Here is an 18663-nt window from a genome sequence, read left to right as displayed (position 1 = left end):
TGAGGCTCACGCAGCCTCGTCTCGCGCATTGAGCTCGCCCGGCAGAGCATTGGCCCATTTCGAGATCGAGCCCGCGCCGAGGCACAAGACCATGTCGTCCGGCTTCGCGACATCGGCGATCATGCGGGCAAGCTCGGCTTCGCTCGGAAGCGGTCGCACGTCGCGATGTCCGCCGGCCCGCAACCCGTCGACGAGACTGTCGCGATCGGCTCCTTCGATCGGGTCTTCGCCCGCCGAATAAACGTCCGCCACGATGACGGTATCGGCATCGTTGAAGCAGGCGCAGAACTGATCGAAGAGATTGTGGAGTCGGCTGTAGCGGTGCGGCTGCACGACGGCGATGACGCGGCCGCGGCAGCTCGCGCGGGCAGCCTTCAAGACGGCGGAAATCTCCACCGGATGGTGGCCGTAATCGTCATAGATGGCGACGCCGTTCCAGGTGCCCGTCAGCGTGAAGCGGCGTTTGACACCGCCGAACGAGGCGAGCCCCTTGCGCACATCCGCTTCCGAGACGCCGAGCGCCCGGGCGACTGCGATCGCAGCCGTCGCGTTCGAGACGTTGTGGATGCCCGGCATCGGCAGAACGAGGTCGGAAAGCGTCTCCGTTTCACCCGTCAGCCGGTCGCGCCGCTCGATCGAAAAATGCGATTCACCCGGCACGAAGCTCACCGAGTGGAATCGAACCTCAGCCTGGAGATTGGAGCCATAGGTGATGATGCGCCGGTCTTCGATGCGCTTCACCAGCGCCTGCACCTCGGGATGATCGAGGCACATCACGGCAAAGCCGTAGAAGGGCACGTTCTCCACGAAGGCCATGAAGGCTTCGCGCACCTTTTCGAAGGAGCCGTAATGGTCGAGATGTTCCGGATCGATATTCGTCACGACGGCGACGTCGGCCGGCAGCTTGACGAAGGTGCCGTCGCTCTCGTCCGCCTCCACCACCATCCATTCGCCGTCGCCCATGCGGGCATTGGTGCCGTAGGCGTTGATGATGCCGCCATTGATGACGGTCGGATCGAGACCTCCCGCGTCGAGCAGCGCCGCCACCATGGACGTGGTCGTGGTCTTGCCGTGCGTGCCGCCGATCGCAACCGCGGATTTGAGCCGCATGAGCTCGGCCAGCATCTCCGCCCGGCGGACCACCGGCAGACCCTTGGCGCGGGCTTCCTTCAGCTCGGGATTGTCGCGTTTGATCGCCGAAGACACGACGACGACGGCGGCCTCGCCGAGGTTTTCCGCCGCATGCCCGATCATCACCTTGGCCCCTTTGGCGCGCAGGCGGGCGACATTCGGGCTGTCGGAGACATCGGATCCCTGGACCTGACAACCCTGATTGATCAGCACCTCGGCGATGCCGCTCATGCCGATGCCGCCGATCCCCACGAAATGGATCGGGCCGATGTTGTAAGGCATTTTCATTGGCGATGTCCTCGCGTCAGGCTGACGAGCTCGTCGACCTGATCGGCGAGCCTTTCGGCCGCGTCCGGCCGGCCGGCCTTTTTCGCGGCGGCGGCCGCTGCGGCCAGTTCGTCGGGATGCGCTATCAGCTCCTTCAACCGCGAGGCAAGGCCTTCAGCGGTCAAAGAGCCTTCTTCCATCATCCAGCCGCCGCCGACATCGGCGAGAAGGCGGGCATTCTCCGCCTGGTCCTGGTCGATCGCATGCGGAAAAGGGATGAGGATGGCCGGACGGCCGATAACGGCGAGTTCCGACACCGTCGACGCCCCTGCCCGGCTGATGACGAGATGGCTTGCGCCGATCTTCGCCGGCAGATCCTGAAAGAAGGAGGCAAGTTCCGCCGAGACATCGAGACGGCCGTAGAGAAGCCGCACCGTGTCGAGATCCTCCGGCCGGCATTGCTGCACGATCTGAAGCCTTGCGCGCACCGCTCGCGGCAGAAGCGCGATCGCCTCCGGCACCAGTGACGACAGCGCGCGTGCACCTTGACTGCCGCCGAAGACGAGAAGGCGGAAGCTGTCGTCCTCGCCGGCTGGCTCATAAGCCAACTTGCCGGCGTCGATGACGCTTTCGCGAACGGGATTTCCGGTGAATGCAAGGCGCTTCGCAGAGGCAGCACCTTTCGGATCGGGAAACCCGGTGGCAAGTGCCGCGCCGGCCTTCACCAGCAGCCTGTTGGCACGGCCAAGAACCGCGTTCTGCTCGTGCACGAGGGCGGGCACACGTGCCATACGCGCGGCAAGGAGCGGCGGCACGGTCGGGTAGCCGCCGAAACCGACGCAGATGTCGGCACCAAGCTGCCGCAGCAGTTTTCGCGATTGCAGGACGCCGCGAGAGAGCTTCCACATGGAGGAGACGGCGCGAACCGGATTGCCGGCCGAAAGCGTCGCCGCATCGATGGCGTGGAGTTCGTCGGCCGGCAGGTCGGCCGCGTATTGGCCCGCCCGCTTGTCGGTGACGATCGCGACATCATAGCCGCGCTTTTTCAGCTCGGCCCGCAAAGAGATTGCCGGGAAGAGATGCCCGCCGGTTCCCCCGGCGGCCAGCAAGGCCAGCGGCCTGGTCTTATCGCTCATAATTGCTCAGCAAAGCTCGAATGCGGCATGACGGTCACCTTCCGCTCCGCGCGCTCGCGCGACAGGGCGAGGATGAAGCCCATGACGACGGCGCTCGAAAGCAACGCCGAGCCGCCATAGGAGATGAACGGCAAGGTCATGCCCTTGGCGGGCAGGAGCTGCAGGTTCACGCCCATATTGATGAAGGCCTGCAGGCCGATCTGGATAGAGAGGCCGGCGATCGCCATGCGCTCGAACGGCTGCTTGCGCCGCAGCGCATGCATGAGCCCCCGCATGACGATGAAGCCGAAGATGCAGATGAGGGCGAGGCACAGGATGATGCCGAACTCCTCGGCGATCACCGCGAAGACGAAGTCGGTATGCGAATCCGGCAGGATCCGCTTCATGACACCCTCGCCCGGTCCCGATCCGGACCAGCCGCCGCGCTCGAAGGAGCGCATGGCGATATCGACCTGATAGGTGTCGCCGCCTTCCGGATCGAGGAACCGGTCGATGCGCGAGGTGAAGTGCGGAAACATGAAATAGGCGGCGAAGAGACCAGCCACAGCCGTGCCCGCAAGCCCGCCGACAAGCGGCAGCGAGACACCGGCCAGGAAGAAGACGGCACCCCAGACGGAGAAGATCAGGATGGTCTGACCGAGATCCGGCTCGGCCACGAGCAGCGCCGCCGTGATGATGAGCAGGATGACGGCGAGAAGCTTGCCCGGCACTTCCGGATGTTTGGAGCCTTCCGCGAACAGCCACGCCACGATGACGATGAAGGCGGGCTTCAAGAACTCCGACGGCTGCAACGACATACCCGCGACATAGACCCAGCGCCGCGAGCCCTTCACCTCGTCGCCGATGAAGAGCACGGCGACCATCATCGACAGAGAGACGAGGAGGATGAGAAGCGCGAGCCGCCGCACCTGACGGGGCGTGAGCAGCGAGATGCTGAGAATAATCGCCGTCGCGGTCGGCGCGTACATCGCCTGCCTGAGCGCGAAATGATAGGTCGAGAGGCCGAGGCGTTCCGCAACCGGCGGGCTCGCCGCAAAGGACAGGACGACGCCGGCCGCGAGCAGAAGAAGCACCAGGAAGAGCGTCGTGCGATCGACGGTCCACCACCATTCGGCAATCAGGGAACGATCGCGACGACTGATCATGACGCGGTCTCCGAGAGCGCAGCCTGCTGCGCGGATGCATCGTCCAGGGCGTTGACGGCGGTGACGAAGGCTCGCCCGCGCGCCTCGAAATCGGGGAACTGATCGAAGGAAGCCGCCGCCGGCGACAGCAGGACGACAGGCTCGTCCTCGGGATCGAGCGCCGCATCTTCCGCCGCCATCCGGACGGCGCGTGCGAGCTCTCCGGCGATGACATGCGGGACCCGCGCGGCAAGCGTGGCGGAGAATTCATCCGCCGCCTCGCCGATCAGATAGGCTTTCGCAACGCGCGGGAAGAAACCGGACAAGCCGTGAATGCCGCCCGCCTTCGGGCGTCCGCCGACGATCCAGTAAACGGGCTGAAAGGTCGCCAGAGCGGGCGCGGCCGCATCGGCGTTGGTCGCTTTGGAATCGTCGACGAAAAGCACCTTGCCGCGCCGCCCGACGATCTGCATGCGGTGTTCGAGCCCCGGAAAGCTCGCCATCCCCGCGGTGATCTGAGAGACCGGCACGCCGAGCTCTCGCACCGCCGCATAGGCGCAGGCAGCGTTCTGCCAATTGTGACGTCCGCGCAACGATGGGAACGCCGAAAGATCGAGCCCCTCGCCGTTGCGCGCATCCGTCATCTGCCCGGCTTCGTCGACGCGAATGTCGGCCGCGTCCCGCTCGCGCACCGTGACGCGGGCAAGCCGGGGCGCCTGGGCTCGTTCGGAAAGCGCAACGGCAACCTCTTCCATATCGGTCTCGTCGATACCGAGGACCGCAAGATCGTCACCGCCCATCTTCGCAAAGATCCGCTCCTTGGCGAGACGATAGCCGGCCATATCGCCATGGCGGTCAAGGTGATCGGGCGTCAGATTGAGCCAGACCGCAACGTTGGGCCGAAGGCGGTGGCAGAGATCGAGCTGATAGGACGAGAGCTCCAGGACATAGACAAGCTCTGGGACATGGTCACGCGCTGAAGGCGCTGCGAGATCGAGCGCGGAGCGGCCGATATTGCCCCCCACCTCGACCGCAATTCCGGCCTCGCCGAGGAGATGGCCGATGAGCGCCGTCGTCGTCGACTTGCCGTTCGTGCCGGTGATGGCGACGAAGCGGGCCTGGCCTTCGAGCTCGCGAAACAGAAGCTCTGCGTCGCACAAGATTTCGACGCCTGCGCCCCGGGCCATGCCGACGATCGGATGCGGCTCGGGATGCGTGAGGGGCACGCCCGGGGCGAGCGCCAGAGCGGCAAGCTCTTCCCACGGCCATTCAGTCGGCTCTTGCAGCGTGACACCCTCGCCCGCCGCTTTTGCCCGCGCATCTTCCCGGTTGTCCCAGGCATAGACGCGCGCCCCACCGCTGACAGCGGCCTTGACCGTCGCAAGCCCGCTGCGGGCGAGCCCGAAAACCCCGAGACTTTTTCCTTTGAGATGAGAGAGAGGGATCGACATCGCCGGCCTAGCGGAGTTTCAGCGTGGAGAGGCCGATCAGGGCAAGAACCACGGCGACGATCCAAAACCGGATCACCACCTGCGGCTCGGTCCAGCCGATCTGCTCGAAATGATGGTGAATGGGCGCCATCTTGAAGACGCGCTTGCCCGTGAGCTTGTAAGACGTGACCTGGATGATCACCGACAGCGCTTCCATGACGAAGATGCCGCCGATGATGGCGAGCACGACCTCGTGCTTGGTGGCGACCGCGACCGCGCCGATCATGCCGCCGAGCGCCAGCGAGCCGGTATCGCCCATGAAGATTGCGGCAGGCGGGGCGTTGAACCAGAGAAAACCGAGCCCGGCGCCGATCATCGCGCCGCAGAGAACGGCAAGCTCGCCGGTGCCGGCGACGTAATGGATCTGGAGATAATCGGCAAAGCGGATATTGCCGGCGAGATAGGCGATCAGCCCGAAGGAGGCGGCGGCAATCATCACCGGGACGATGGCGAGCCCGTCGAGACCATCGGTCAGGTTCACGGCATTGCCCGCCCCCACGATCACGAAGGCGCCGAAGACGACGAAGAAGATGCCGAGCTGGATGACGGTCTCCTTCAAGAACGGCAACGTCAGCGCCGTCGCGCTCGCACCCTCGCCCGCACGCATCATCACGTAGACGGCGGCGCCGGCGATCAACGCCTCGAAGGCGAGCCGCGCCCGCCCCGAAAAGCCTTTCGAGGACGCGCCCTTCACCTTGAGATAATCGTCGTAGAAGCCGATCGAACCGAAACCGAGCGTCACCAGAAGCACGCACCAGACATACGGCGAGGAAAGATCCGACCACAGGAGCGCCGAGACGACGACGCCCGTCAGGATCATCAGCCCGCCCATCGTGGGTGTTCCGGCCTTCTTGAAATGCGTTTGCGGTCCGTCGGCCCGAATCGGCTGACCTTTGCCCTGCCGAAAGCGCAGAACCTCGATCATCATCGGACCGAACAGAAAAACGAAGAGCAGCGCCGTCATCGTCGCCGCCCCTGTTCGGAAGGTTATGTAACGGAAGATGTTGAAGACGGAGAAGTCATCCGCGAAGTTCTGCAGATAGGCCAGCATCCGTCTCAGCTCTCTTCTTTTTCGCTTGGATCTCTTGCGGGAAACCGCTCTTTCATTGCCGCAACCACTCTGCCGAGACCGGTGAGCAGGGAGGCTTTCACCATCACCACGTCGCCAGGTCGGATCGCATCGAGAAGAATCGGCTCAATTTCGCCCGCCGTTTCGGCATAGGCTCCCTGCACCCGTTCCGGCAAGTGATTCCAAAGATGATGCATGAGCGGTCCAACCAGAAAGATTTGATCGGCGCGGGCTGTTGCAAGATTATCAACAAGCTCGGCATGAAAAGCCGGCCCATGCTCGCCGAGTTCGCCCATATCGCCGAGAACGGCGATCCGGCGACCGTTCGGACCCGGCTCGGCCGCACCCAGGAGCGCGATCGCCGCACGCATCGACGCCGGATTGGCGTTGTAGCTTTCATCGATGAGGGTGAAGCTTCCCTCGCCGACGCGAAGCTGCGTGCGTGCCCCGCGTCCGACAGGGGCCGCAAACTGCGACAGGGCTTGGCCCGCAGCCGACGGGCTCTCTCCAAGGACCGCAGCCGTTGCAAGAACGGACAGGGAATTGGTCGCCAGATGGCGACCGGGCGCGCCCAGCCGATACTGCACGCTCTCCCCGAAGACATCCGCGGTCACCCGGCTGCCCGAGGCTTCTTCGATGAGACCGACGAGACTGACGTCACAATCGGGATGGCTGCCGAAGCTGACGATCCGCGCGCCCCGCGCCCGGGCCGCTCCGGCCAGACGGTCGAACTGGCCGTTGTCGCGATTGAGGATCGCCGTTCCGCCTTCTTCGAGCCCCTCGAAAATCTCCGCCTTGGCATCGGCGATCGCTTCGACAGTCCCGAAGAACTCGATATGCACGGGTTCGACGGTCGTGACGATCGCAACGTCGGGCCGCACCATCCGCGTCAGCGGCCGGATCTCGCCGGCATGGTTCATGCCGATCTCAAAAATCCCGAAAGCCGCCTTTTCCGGCAGGCGCGCGAGCGTCAGGGGCACGCCCCAATGATTGTTGAAGGATCCGACCGGCGCATGCGTCTCGCCGAGAAGAGAGAAGGCGAGCCGCAACATTTCCTTCGTGCCGGTCTTGCCGACAGAGCCCGTCACCGCGACGATCTTGGCATGCGAGCGCTCGCGTGCGGCGATGCCGAGGCGTTCGAGCGCCTTCAAGGGATCGTCGGGCACGACCACGAAAGGTCCGCCGGAGAGTTCCGCAAGACGATCTTCGGAGACGACCGCGAGCGCGGCACCTTGTTTCAGCGCCGCCTCGGCAAAATCGTGACCGTCGAAGCGATCGCCTTTGATGGCAAAGAAAGCCTCACCAGGACCGACCGAGCGGCTGTCGATGGAGATGCCGGTGATGGCCATGGGCGAGATCGCGCCAGCATCCTCGTCTCCGGCCAAAGCCGGTTGAGGCGCCCCACCTTCCAGCCGCCCTTCTGTGGCGGCCAGGAACTCGGCTATCCGCCACAAAGGGTTCATAAGGGCTGTTCCTTCGCCTCTTGCGGAGTTTCGCTGCCGAGTTCCGCCAGCGCCTTGCGCACCTCCTCCTGATCGGAAAAGGGCAGAACCTGATCGCCGACCGTCTGGCCCGTCTCGTGCCCCTTGCCGGCCACGAGCAGGATGTCGCCGGCTTCGAGACCGGCAATGCCCTGCCGAACGGCCTCGCGCCGGTCGCCGATTTCACGAGCCTTCGGCACCGCGGCCATGATGGCCCGGCGGATTGACGCCGGATCTTCACTGCGCGGATTGTCGTCGGTGACGATGACGCGGTCGGCGGCCTCCCGCGCGGCCTCGCCCATCAGCTCGCGCTTGCCGGGATCGCGATCACCGCCCGCCCCGAAGATGATGACGAGACGGTTCTGCGTATGCGGACGCAGCGCCTGAAGCGCTGCCGTGATCGCGCCCGGCTTGTGTGCGTAATCGACAAAAACCTGCGCCCCGTTCGGATGGCTCCCGACGAGCTCCAGCCGCCCCGGCGCGCCTTGAAGCTCCGGCAGGGCCGCAAGCGCCTGATCGACCGAAAGCCCTGCCCCGATAGCGAGGCATGCGGCCATCAAGGCGTTGGAGACCTGAAACTCCCCGATGAGCGGCAGCGGCACGTAACGTTTCTCGCCGTTCACTTCGAGGAGCAGACGAGCCCCGTCCGGCATGCGCGTGACCGAAAGAAGCCGGAGCGTCTCACCCGCTTTGCCGATCGACAGATAGGAGAGATTGCGACGCCGGGCGATCGCCCTCACCCGCATCGCTTCCTTCTGATCGGCATCGGCCACGGCGGCCGCACCTTCCGGCAGAAGCACCTCGAAGAGCCTGAGCTTGGCGAGAAGGTACTCTTCGAGCGTCTTGTGATAATCGAGATGATCGCGCGACAGATTGGTGAAACCGCCCGCCGCCAGTTGGACGCCGTCGAGCCGCCGCTGGTCGAGGCCATGGCTGGAGGCTTCAAGCGCCAGATGCGTGACGCCCGACTTGGCGAGATCGGCAAGCGTGCGATGCAGATAAACCGGATCCGGCGTCGTGAGGCCGGGCTTCGTCTGGCCGTCCGACGTCACGAGCCCGATCGTCCCGAGGCTCGCCGCCTTCAGCCCCGCATGGGCAAAAATCTGCCGTGTGAAGACGGCGACCGAGGTCTTGCCGCTCGTCCCGGTGATGGCGACCACACGCTCCGGCTGCCGTCCGAAGAAATTGGCGGCCGCGACGGCGAGCGCGCGACGCGGATCGGCGGCACGGATGACGGGCACGCCGGGGTCTTCCGGGAGCCGCTTCGTGCCGGTGAGGATCGCGGCGGCCCCCTTCTTCACCGCATCCGGGATGAAGGAAGCGCCATCGGATTTCGTACCGGGCAGCGCAGCGAAGAGCGTTCCCCGGACCACCTCGCGGCTGTCCGCGGTCAGTCCGGAGATCCACACCTCGGCGGCATCGTCGGCAACGGAAGCTTCGTCGCCGAAGAGCTTGCCGAGCCGGCGCGGTGGGTAGGCCTTGTCGGAAGCCATCGACCTGTCACCTACTCGATGGCTGCGATCGTCGTCGCCAGATCCTCTTCAGGATCGGTGAGGAGCGGCTTGATGCCGAGCATCGGGGCGATCCGGCGGATGATGGCGGCGGTCGTGGGGGCGGCATTCATGCCGGCCGTGGCGGGCAATCCAGGCTTCTCCGGGTTCGGTTCGTCGATGACCACCAGCACGAGATAGCGGGGATCGTCGATCGGAAAAGCCGACAGGAAGGCATTGCGGCGCTTGTCGTTCGCGTATTTGCCGTTCACCACCTTTTCGGCGGTCCCCGTCTTGCCGCCGACGCGGTAGCCCGGAACGGCGGCGCGGCGGCCGGACCCCTTGAGGACGTTGAGCCGCATCAGCTTGCGCATATCGGCGCTCGTCTCAGGCTTGACCACCCGGCGCGAAAGCTCGGCCGCGGTCCGCTCGTCGCGCGGCAGGAACGTCGGCGGAATATAATAGCCGCCGTTCATCAGCGCCGCACCAGCCGCAGCCGTCTGCAGCGGCGACACCGAAATGCCGTGACCGAAGGAAATCGTGACCGAGGAGAGCTTGGTCCACTCCCGCGGCTTCAGCGGCGCACCGGCTTCCGGCAATTCGGTGCGCAACTCGTCGAGGAGCCCGAGCTTGCCCAAAAATTCCTGCTGCATGGGGATGCCGCATGCGAGCGCCATCTTCGCCGTTCCGATGTTCGACGAATAGATGAAGATCTCCGGCACGCTCAAAGCCCGGTGCTTGCCGTGGAAATCGTGAATGGTGAAGCCCGAGATACGCAGCGGCTTGCTCGCGTCGAACGTGTCGTTCAGATGCACCAGCCCTGAATCGAGGGCCATGGCCGTCGTAAACGTCTTGAAGGTCGAGCCCATCTCGTAGACGCCGACGGTGGCGCGGTTGAGCCGGTCCTTGTCGAGAGCCTGGGCCGGGATATTCGGATCGAAGTCGGGCAGCGAGCTCATGCCGACGACTTCGCCGGTCTTCACGTCGAGCACGATGCCGATGGCGGCTTTGGCGGTGTACTTGTCCATCGCCGTCTCGAGCTCGCTGCGGACCGCATGCTGGACACGCAGATCGATGGAGAGCTTGACCGGTTCGAGGCCGTGTTCGGTCGCAAAGCCCGCCTGATGCAGATCGGCAAGGCCGCTGTCGTCGATATACTTTTCGATGCCAGCAATACCCTGATTGTCGACGTTGACCGCACCCAGAATGTGGGAAACGGTCGGGCCGCCAGGGTAGAAACGGCGATTTTCAGAAACGAAGCCGATGCCCGGCAGGCCGAGCTCGTGCACACGCCGGCGCTGATCCGGTGTGATCTCGCGCTTCAGCCAAAGAAAGCCCGCATTGGTGGCGAGATCGCGCCGCAGCCGCTCGCGATCGAAGTCCGGAAAAACCAGCGACAATTGCTCGGCCGCCTCGTCGGCATCGACGATGCGGCGCGGCTCCGCGTACAGCGACGCCGTCTTGATGTCGGTGGCGAGTATCTCGCCGTTCTCGTCGACGATGTCGGGCCGCGCGGCCGCAACCGCGCTTGCAGCACCGGCGGTGCGCATATCATCGCCGTTGGCGGCGAGACCCAGATGCACGAGCCGCCCGGCGAGTACCGCATAGAGCACACCGAACGCGGCCATCGCGAAAACGACGCGCCAGCGCAGACGCTCATTGTCGCCGGCTCGGGTGATCGACGGCTGGCGTGGGCGCGAAGCGAGATGCCTCCAGCTGCTCTCCCGCCATGAATTGTCCGGCTTGAAGGCTTCGGTCGTGACGCTCACTGGAGTTTCTCCACAAGGTCGCCGGCGAGGCCGGTCAGGAGGTCACGGTCCTGCTCGCTCGGAGCGATGCTTCGCATGGGTATCTGCCTTGGATCAGCAAGTTGCGCCGGCTCGACGGGTGCGAGGTCGAGAGCTTCGGCATGCCGCGAGACGAGTTCCTCGACACGTTCCGGCTGGTTGAGGACGCTCCATTCGGCGCGCAGGAGCGACAGGCTTTCCTTCTCCTGATCGACCCGCCGCTGCAGCTCCGCGACCTCTTTGGCGACGCCCTCAGCCTGGTACTTCAGATTGAAAACGGAAAAGGCCGCGATGAGCGCCGCGGCGATAGCGACGATGTTGAGAACACGCATCATGCGAAGGCCTCCGGCCCGGCGACACCGACAAGACGCGGCACGCCGAGGCGCGTGATATCGAGAGGGTGAGCGGGAGCCGCGGTGCGTTCGGCCGCACGCAGAACCGCGGAGCGAGCCCGGGGATTGCGCGCGGTCTCCGCATCATCGGCCTTGAGGCCGCGATTGAGCGCCTTGAAGCTCGGCGCCGGGCCGACATTCAGCGGCTGATGGCGCGAACCGCGCAGCTCCTCGCTGCGCAGACGCAGGAAGCGCTTGACGATGCGATCCTCGAGCGAATGGAAGGCGACGACGACCAGCCGCCCGCCCTCGCCCAGAACCTGCTCCGCTGCCGCAAGCGCTTCAACGAGCTCGTCGAGCTCACGGTTGACGAAGATGCGCAGCGCCTGAAAGGTGCGCGTCGCGGGATGGATATGGGCACCGGGAGCCCGGCCTCCGGCCGCCTTCTCGACGATGGCGGCGAGCGTCGCGGTGCGCGTAATCGGCTCGTCCTCGCGGGCCGCGGCGATCGCGCGGGCAATGCGCCCGGCGCGGCGCTCCTCACCGAGATGGCCGATGATGCGCTGAAGATCGCCGATCGAGGCACGGTTGACGACGTCGGCGGCAGACGCACCGTCCGCGCCCATGCGCATGTCGAGCGGGCCGTCGAAACGAAATGAAAAGCCGCGCTCGGCCTGATCGAGCTGCATGGAGGACACGCCGATATCGAGAACGACGCCATCGGCTGGCGTGAAATCGTTGTCTTCAGCGATCGCCTCGATCTCGGAGAAACGGCCTTCGATGAGACGCAGGCGCGCCCCGTATTCGTCCAGAAGAGCCGCACCGCCGGCGATCGCACTCGGATCGCGATCGATCGCCAGAACCGCGCCGCCCGCCTCGAGGATGGCGCGGCTGTAGCCGCCGGCGCCGAATGTTCCGTCGATGTAGCGCCCCTCGGCGCGCACATTGAGAGCCTCCATGACCGGCTCGAGCATCACCGGGACATGCGGGGAATTGTTCGGCAGGCTTTCCGACCCGCCCATCACGCGTCGCCCTCGGACGGCCGCTTGCCGTCGAGCGAACGGATGATGCTGCGCAGTCTGGAGCGGGCGACCTGACGGCGCGCCTGGAACTTCTCCTGCTCCCAGATCTGAAATTTGAGGCCGAGGCCGGCAAATACGGCCGCATCCTTGATGCCAGCGAACTCGATGAATTCCTCGGGAAGCATGATGCGACCGTCCTGATCGATCTTCAGGAGACGGCTGTCGGCATAGAAGGCCGTGGAAAGGGTCTCGTAATCCTCCGAGAACGTCTCGAAGGCTTGCAGGCGCTTGCTGATCTCGTCCTGAAGACGAGCGCCGCCGCAATCGATCGCGTCCTGGTCGAGTGAGGGATAACAAAACAGCCCTTCCGTCCCTTCCCGCGCAAGCACCGCACGGAACTGGGCAGGCACCGACACCCGGCCCTTCGCATCGAGCCGGTTGGTGAAGGTTGCCACGAACCCGTCCATACGCCTGCACACCCCATAGCGGTCATCGAGCCGCCCACCCCGGCAAGGTCACGGCATTCCGCAAACACGAAAGACGAAGCGCGCCGAGAACCCCACGCACATCATCCCTACCGATCCATTCCGGGTATCCATGGGATAGCATGGGATACCATGGTTTGCAATGGAATCTGGCGGGCCGGAGCACCGTTCTGATGGTCTGAAAGAGATGCGCTCACAAGGTAAACAGGCGGTAAGCGGAACCTTCCGCGATTGCCTAAACCCTTTGCCGGCAAGGATTTCCGGCAGCATGAAAGAGACGCACAGAGAGAGGCCGAGGCCGGAACGCAAAGCTCCCTGCGACCGTTACAGGACGAGTGGGCAAGGGATCGGCCGCCGGCCGATCGGGTGCCGGCCTGGCGGCCCGAGGCAGCGCGACGTTCGCGTCGCGCTGCCTTGCCCGCTCACTATCGGGCGCTCAGGCTCGCGGCGGGCGATCGAGGCTCGAGGCGCCACGCCAGGCCTGGAGAAGCGCTGAGGAATTCGCTTATTCTTGCCTGGACACTTTCGCCCCGCTAGGGACACAAAAGCGGTTCCGACGCCGCTGACAGTTCGCTTCACCACCTCAGCAGGACATCCATGAGCATCTGGTCGCGTCTGTCCGACTTCCTCGACCGCACGGGCGCGGCGATCGCCGGCCTGCGCGACGTGCTGCTGCAGCTCTCGGGAAGCGAAAGGCGCAAGGAGATCGCCTTCACGATCGCGATGATCGCCCTGTCTGCGAAAATGGCGAAGGCTGACGGCATCGTCTCCTTCGAGGAGATCGAGACCTTCGAAAGGCTCTTCACCGTCCCGCCCGCAGACGAGAAGAACGTCGCCCGCATCTATCGTCTGGCAAGCGCCGACATTGCGGGTTTCGAGGCCTACGCGCAGGACGCCGCCCGTCTCCTGCAGGACGATCCGGCGATGCTGGAAGACATTCTCGATGCCCTCTTCGCCATCGCCAAGGCGGACGGCGCCGTGCATCAGCGCGAGCTCTCTTATCTGGAGCGGGTCGCAGCCATCTTCGGTTTCGAAGGCCGTGATTTCGAGCGCATCCGGGCCCGCCATGTGCATATGGGCGAGGCCGATCCCTGGCTGGTTCTCGGCGCGGATCCCTCGTGGGACGAAAAACAGTTGCGAGATCGCTACCGCCAGCTCGTCCGAGAGAACCATCCCGATCGCTTGATCGCACGCAACGTACCCGAAGAATTCATCGCGATCGCCAATGACAGGCTGGCCGCGATCAACGCGGCCTGGGAGGAGATCGGCCGCGGACGCTCCTTCGCCTCGCGAGGCTCGGCCTCCGATCAATGAGCAACAGTCCCCTCGCCGAGTGGCAGCCATCGCCCAATTTCAACTCTCGGAACGGCGAGCCGATCGATCTCCTTCTCCTGCATTATACAGGTATGGAGCATGAGAACGCGGCACTCACTCGGCTGTGCGACCCCGCCGCGCAAGTCTCCTGCCACTATCTCGTTCGCACGGACGGCACGCGCCTCCAGCTCGTCGACGAGAAAGATCGCGCCTGGCACGCCGGCCGCGCCTCATGGAACGGCGCGTGCGATATCAATGCCCGCTCGATCGGCATCGAGATCGCCAATTGGGGCCATGCGGCACTCGAAGACGGCAAGCCCTTGCCGCCGTTCGGCGCTCGACAGATCGACAGCGTCATCGCCCTGTGCCGGGATATCCTGAAACGCCACAAAATCCCGGCCCGACGCGTTCTGGGCCATTCCGACGTCGCACCCGAGCGCAAGCTCGATCCGGGCGAACTCTTTCCCTGGCACCAGCTTGCGAAGGCGGGGATCGGCCATTTCGTGCCGCCGGAGCCCGCCTCCTCCGAACCGCTCTTCGCTCTCGGCGCTGAAGGCGAGCACGTCGCCGACCTCCAGAGCCTCCTCGCTCTCTATGGCTACGGGGTTACCGTCAGCGGCGTTTATGACGAGCACACCCAGACGATCGTGGCCGCCTTCCAGAGGCACTTCCGCCCCGAGCGCATCGACGGCATCGTCGATCGTTCGACGCTCCAGACACTGCGCAAGCTCCTCGCCACGATCGACGAAGCTTAGTCGGTTCAGGGACTTGCCCGCCGCTGCGTCACATGTCGTGTTCCATCAAATGACCTTGGAACCCGCACATTGTGGCCATCTGGGCTTTTTACCCGCCCCGCCCGGAAGAGACCGGCAAAGGGGTCAAAGTTGAAGAGAACGATTGCAGCGGTCCTGCTAGGCACCGCTTTCATCCAGCCTGCTTTCGCAGATGATGCCTCCAAAGATCTGATCATCGGCGCACAGCGGCAGGCCGCATCCGAAACCACAACCGAAAAGAGCGACACCGCCACGCAGAAGACCGCGCGTACGCCACGGGCCAGCTCAGGCGACAGCTCGAAAGCCTTCATCATCGCCCGTGCGCACGACGCGGCACCCAAAAGCACCGGCAGCACGGACGCCGTCGCGCGCACCGAGAAAACGGCCGAAGCGAAGAAGGACATGGCCGGCAAGACCGCAAAACCTGCGAACGATCTGCATGCGCTCGTCGCCAAGGCAGCCGCAAAGCATGGCGTGCCGGTGGAACTCGCAAGCGCCGTGGTGATGGTGGAAAGCCGCTTCAATCCGCGCGCCACCGGCAGCGCCGGCGAGATCGGCCTCATGCAGATCAAGCCGGCGACGGCCCGCGGCCTCGGCTATACCGGTTCGATCCAGGCGCTCTACGATCCGGAAACGAACCTCGAATGGGGCATGCGCTATCTCGCCCGCGCCTATGAACTCGGCGGCGGCACGACCTGCGGCACGCTTCTGCGCTACAACGCCGGCCATTACGCAACACGCATGACCTCCGGCGCAGCAGCCTATTGCGGTCGCGTCAAGACGGCCTTGGCCTCCGCCGGACCAACCGTCTGATTTTTTAGCGGGAAGTATGCCAGCCGGCCTGTAAGCCGGGTTCTGTACGGCCGCGGTCTCCCACGACGTGACGACCATTCATCTGGAGCGCCGGTTACCCGGCGCTTCTCGCGACCTACCCGAGCGGCTGGCCTGAAAACCGGCCTGGACGCAAGCGCCCGAAGACGTTCGTCCCTGCCGCCCCTTCTCGGTCTTGCTCCCGACGGGGCTTGCCGTGCCGTCCGCATCGCTGCGTCCGCGGTGGGCTCTTACCCCACCCTTTCACCCTCACCTCTCGGCCGAAGCGGAGAGGCAGACTGCTCTCTGTGGCGCTTTCCCTGAGGTTCGTCTGCGCTTTGCAGCGCAGCTTCCCTCGCCGGGCGTTACCCGGCGTCGTGTTTCCATGGAGCCCGGACTTTCCTCTCCGCCGCCCTTTCGAGACTTGGCGAAGCGGCCGTCCGGCCGGCTGGCGCGCGACAGGTGGCATTGGCGGAAGGCGGCGTCAATGCCGCCGGAGTGACTACAATGACACGGCTGACCGCGCCGCCTGATCGTAATGGCCGGAGAGCGCCCTGAGCAGCGCGGCGAGCCGGCTCATCTCCGCTTCGTCGAGGCCGAGCGATTTCACCGCCTCCACGAGCAGCGTCTCACGGATTTCGCGGTAGCGCAGGCACGCCGCCTCGCCTTCGCGCGTGACGGCGACCGCCTTCTCCTTGCCGCGCCGGCTGGAGGAGACGAGACCGAGCCGCTCGAGCTTCTTCAGCGTGTAGGTGACGGTGTGCGTGTCCTCGATGTTGAGAACGAGGCAGATGTCGGCGACCGTCTTCATCCGTGCGCGATGCGCGACCGTGTGAAGAACGAGAACGTCGAGCGCCGACAATCCGTCCACACCGGCGGCGGCCATGCCACGCACCATCCAGCGCGAAAAGGCGTTGTTCGCCATTTCCAGAGCGAACTCGACTTCCGACAGCGCGGGCATCTCCCCTTCCGCGAGATGCGCGGCCGAGACGATCGGGCCGATCTCCGTGGTTCGTTTAGGGGTCGCCGCCATGGATCACCTTGCGAGCATGGTGCGCGGCAGAAAGAGCGCGATATCCGGGAATGCCGCGATCAGCGCCACCGCCACCACCATGATGAGAAAGAACGGGAGCGCCATCACCGCCACCTTGAAGATGTTGTGCCCCGTAATGCCCTGCAGAACGAAGAGATTGAAACCGACCGGCGGCGTGATCTGGCTCATTTCCACGACAAGAACGAGATAGATGCCGAACCAGATGAGGTCGAAGCCCGCCGCTTCCACGATCGGCAGGATGACGGAGGTCGTCAGCACCACCACCGAAATGCCGTCGAGAAAACAGCCGAGCACGATAAAGAGGAGCGTCAGCGCCGCCAGAAGTGCGGCGGGCGACAAATCCATCGCGCCGATCGCCGAGGCGAGCTCCCGCGGGATGCCCGTAAATCCCATCGCGACCGTCAGCACCGCCGCCCCCACGAGAATGAAGGCGATCATGCAGGAGGTGCGCGTGGCGCTCATCAGCGCTTCGGCAAAGCTTGCCCTCGTCAATGTGCCCGTCACCCAGGAGAGCAGAAGCGCCAGCATGACGCCGATCGCAGCCGCCTCCGTCGGTGCGGCAAGCCCCGCATAGATCGAACCGATGACGCCGACGATGAGAAGAACGACCGGCAAAAGCCGGCGCGCCGCCGAAAACTTCTGCCGCATGCTCGTCGAGGGATCGGCCTCCGGCATGCCAGACCGGCGCACGAGCGACCAGACGACGACATAGCCCATGAAGAGACAGGCGAGCATCGCGCCGGGCAGGATGCCGGCGATGAAGAGGCGCGCGATCGATTGCTCCGTCGCCGCACCATAGACGATGAGGATGATCGAGGGCGGAATCAAAAGCCCGAGCGTGCCGGAGCCCGCCAGCGTCCCGATCGCCATCTTCTCGTCGTAGCCGCGCCCCCGCAGCTCCGGCAGCGACATGCGCCCGATCATGGCCGTGGTGGCGGCCGAGGAGCCCGAGACGGCGGCAAAGATGGCGCAGCCGACGATATTGACGTGCAGAAGCCGCCCCGGAATGCGCCGCATGAAGGGCGAGATGCCGGCGAACATGTCCTCCGACAGGCGCGTGCGGAACAAGATCTCACCCATCCAGATGAACATCGGCAGCGCCGTCAGATCCCAGGAATTCGACGCACCCCAGGCCGCCGTCGCCGTCACGGCGCCGGCCGGCACGTTGGTCATCAGAAGAATGGCGACGAGCGCCACGCCGAGAAGCGACAGCGCCACCCAGAGGCCGAGAGCGAGCGCCCCCAAAAGCCCGAAGGCAAGAAGCGCGGAGATTGTGCCGAGACCCATCACTCGCGTCCTTCCACCAGATCCTCGCCTTCATGCTGGGCGAAGACCGGAACCTGTCCGCGAACGAGCACGAGGAGATCGTCGAGGAGCGCGATCGTCAGGATGACGAGGCCTGCCGCCATCGTGGTCTGCGGGATCCACAGCGGGATCGGAATGATGCCGAAAGACACCTCCCCGAACCGATAGGATTCAAGCACGAGGTTCACCCCCTGAAAGGCGAGGAAGCCGGAGAGCGCCGTGCCCGCCAAGAGGACGAGAGCATTGAGCGGCCGCTGCGCCGCCTCCGGCACCGACTGCAGGAGAAGATTGACGCGGATATGCACGCCATGGCGCAGCGTCGAGGCGAGCGCCAGAAAGGATGCCGCCACCAACAGGAAGCCGCAGATTTCCGCCAGCGACGGGATGAGAAAGCCATAAACGGGATAGCCAAAAAGCTGCAGCGCCTTGTCGGCGACGCGCCCGAGCACCTGAACGGAAACAAGCACCGCAATGGCGACGATCGCGGCAGCCGCGGCAACCCCGGAGGCGGCATAGAGCATGTCGAGCGCCTTGCGCATCGTTGTCCTCCGCTCGAATGAAAACGGCCGGCTCAGATTTGGGCCGGCCGTGTT

17 protein-coding genes and 1 other RNA gene are annotated in these 18663 nt (G+C 64.9%); 3 read left to right on the top strand and 15 right to left on the bottom strand.

The genetic code is table 11. The features are described 5' to 3' along the window. Positions 1-6 precede the first annotated feature (6 nt). The 11 genes from murC to ACK8CP_RS02745 all read right to left on the bottom strand — a co-directional run bounded on the left by murC (position 7) and on the right by ACK8CP_RS02745 (position 12784). A complete protein-coding gene (murC, locus tag ACK8CP_RS02795) occupies positions 7-1419 on the bottom strand; it encodes a UDP-N-acetylmuramate--L-alanine ligase (RefSeq protein ID WP_414833282.1) in 1413 nt (470 codons plus the stop codon). Further along, complete coding sequence (gene murG, locus ACK8CP_RS02790) at positions 1416-2534, bottom strand: undecaprenyldiphospho-muramoylpentapeptide beta-N-acetylglucosaminyltransferase (RefSeq protein ID WP_414833281.1); 1119 nt, start codon at positions 2532-2534, stop codon at positions 1416-1418. Before murG ends, murC begins: the two co-directional genes overlap by 4 nt. Then, on the bottom strand, positions 2531-3679 hold the full coding sequence (ftsW, locus tag ACK8CP_RS02785; RefSeq protein WP_234628455.1) for a putative lipid II flippase FtsW: 1149 nt from the start codon (positions 3677-3679) through the stop codon (positions 2531-2533). Before ftsW ends, murG begins: the two co-directional genes overlap by 4 nt. Then, the gene (gene murD, locus ACK8CP_RS02780; protein ID WP_414833280.1) at positions 3676-5109 is read right to left on the bottom strand and encodes a UDP-N-acetylmuramoyl-L-alanine--D-glutamate ligase; all 1434 of its coding nucleotides are present in this window, start codon (positions 5107-5109) and stop codon (positions 3676-3678) included. The genes ftsW and murD overlap by 4 nt, the downstream gene beginning before the upstream one ends. 7 nt (positions 5110-5116) lie before the next feature. Further along, positions 5117-6199 (bottom strand): phospho-N-acetylmuramoyl-pentapeptide-transferase, encoded by a 1083-nt coding sequence (gene mraY, locus ACK8CP_RS02775; RefSeq protein WP_234628457.1) that lies wholly within the window; start codon positions 6197-6199, stop codon positions 5117-5119. A 5-nt stretch (positions 6200-6204) separates the two neighbouring features. Next, entirely contained in the window at positions 6205-7680 is a 1476-nt protein-coding gene (locus ACK8CP_RS02770) for a UDP-N-acetylmuramoylalanyl-D-glutamyl-2,6-diaminopimelate--D-alanyl-D-alanine ligase (RefSeq protein WP_234628458.1), read from the bottom strand. Then, positions 7677-9191: a UDP-N-acetylmuramoyl-L-alanyl-D-glutamate--2,6-diaminopimelate ligase gene (locus ACK8CP_RS02765; protein ID WP_414833279.1), complete on the bottom strand. Its 1515-nt coding sequence runs from the start codon at positions 9189-9191 to the stop codon at positions 7677-7679. Before ACK8CP_RS02765 ends, ACK8CP_RS02770 begins: the two co-directional genes overlap by 4 nt. An 11-nt stretch (positions 9192-9202) precedes the next feature. Then, positions 9203-10816, bottom strand: a complete 1614-nt coding sequence (locus tag ACK8CP_RS02760; protein ID WP_234629363.1) for a peptidoglycan D,D-transpeptidase FtsI family protein — start codon at positions 10814-10816, stop codon at positions 9203-9205. Positions 10817-10953: 137 nt separating this feature from the next. Further along, positions 10954-11310 carry a hypothetical protein gene (locus ACK8CP_RS02755; protein ID WP_234628460.1) on the bottom strand — a complete coding sequence of 119 codons (357 nt, stop codon included), beginning with the start codon at positions 11308-11310 and terminating at the stop codon, positions 10954-10956. Then, positions 11307-12329, bottom strand: coding sequence for a 16S rRNA (cytosine(1402)-N(4))-methyltransferase RsmH (gene rsmH / locus ACK8CP_RS02750; RefSeq protein ID WP_414833278.1), 1023 nt, complete (start codon positions 12327-12329; stop codon positions 11307-11309). Before rsmH ends, ACK8CP_RS02755 begins: the two co-directional genes overlap by 4 nt. Further along, positions 12329-12784 (bottom strand): division/cell wall cluster transcriptional repressor MraZ, encoded by a 456-nt coding sequence (locus ACK8CP_RS02745; protein ID WP_234628462.1) that lies wholly within the window; start codon positions 12782-12784, stop codon positions 12329-12331. The genes rsmH and ACK8CP_RS02745 overlap by 1 nt, the downstream gene beginning before the upstream one ends. Positions 12785-13411: 627 nt before the next feature. On the opposite strand from ACK8CP_RS02745, the gene ACK8CP_RS02740 reads away from it, so the two are divergent. From ACK8CP_RS02740 to ACK8CP_RS02730, 3 genes are all read left to right on the top strand, one after another. Beyond that, positions 13412-14128, top strand: coding sequence for a TerB family tellurite resistance protein (locus ACK8CP_RS02740; RefSeq protein WP_414833277.1), 717 nt, complete (start codon positions 13412-13414; stop codon positions 14126-14128). After that, positions 14125-14883, top strand: a complete 759-nt coding sequence (locus ACK8CP_RS02735; protein ID WP_414833276.1) for an N-acetylmuramoyl-L-alanine amidase — start codon at positions 14125-14127, stop codon at positions 14881-14883. Before ACK8CP_RS02740 ends, ACK8CP_RS02735 begins: the two co-directional genes overlap by 4 nt. 129 nt (positions 14884-15012) lie before the next feature. Further along, positions 15013-15714: a lytic transglycosylase domain-containing protein gene (locus ACK8CP_RS02730; protein ID WP_414833275.1), complete on the top strand. Its 702-nt coding sequence runs from the start codon at positions 15013-15015 to the stop codon at positions 15712-15714. Between the two features lie 15 nt (positions 15715-15729). On the opposite strand, the gene rnpB is transcribed toward ACK8CP_RS02730, so the two are convergent. The 4 genes from rnpB to ACK8CP_RS02710 form a co-directional block, all read right to left on the bottom strand. Beyond that, positions 15730-16163, bottom strand: an RNA gene (gene rnpB / locus ACK8CP_RS02725) — RNase P RNA component class A. Positions 16164-16213: 50 nt separating this feature from the next. Continuing rightward, positions 16214-16744 (bottom strand): winged helix DNA-binding protein, encoded by a 531-nt coding sequence (locus tag ACK8CP_RS02720; RefSeq protein WP_414833274.1) that lies wholly within the window; start codon positions 16742-16744, stop codon positions 16214-16216. Positions 16745-16747: 3 nt separating this feature from the next. Then, complete coding sequence (locus tag ACK8CP_RS02715) at positions 16748-18052, bottom strand: TRAP transporter large permease (protein WP_414833273.1); 1305 nt, start codon at positions 18050-18052, stop codon at positions 16748-16750. After that, on the bottom strand, positions 18052-18609 hold the full coding sequence (locus ACK8CP_RS02710; RefSeq protein ID WP_414833272.1) for a TRAP transporter small permease: 558 nt from the start codon (positions 18607-18609) through the stop codon (positions 18052-18054). The genes ACK8CP_RS02715 and ACK8CP_RS02710 overlap by 1 nt, the downstream gene beginning before the upstream one ends. Positions 18610-18663: the final 54 nt, after the last annotated feature.

The organism is Afifella sp. YEN Y35, assembly GCF_047553465.1.
Classification (GTDB): Bacteria; Pseudomonadota; Alphaproteobacteria; order Rhizobiales; family Afifellaceae; genus Afifella; species Afifella aestuarii.
This window is presented reverse-complemented; position numbering and strand designations above follow the sequence as displayed.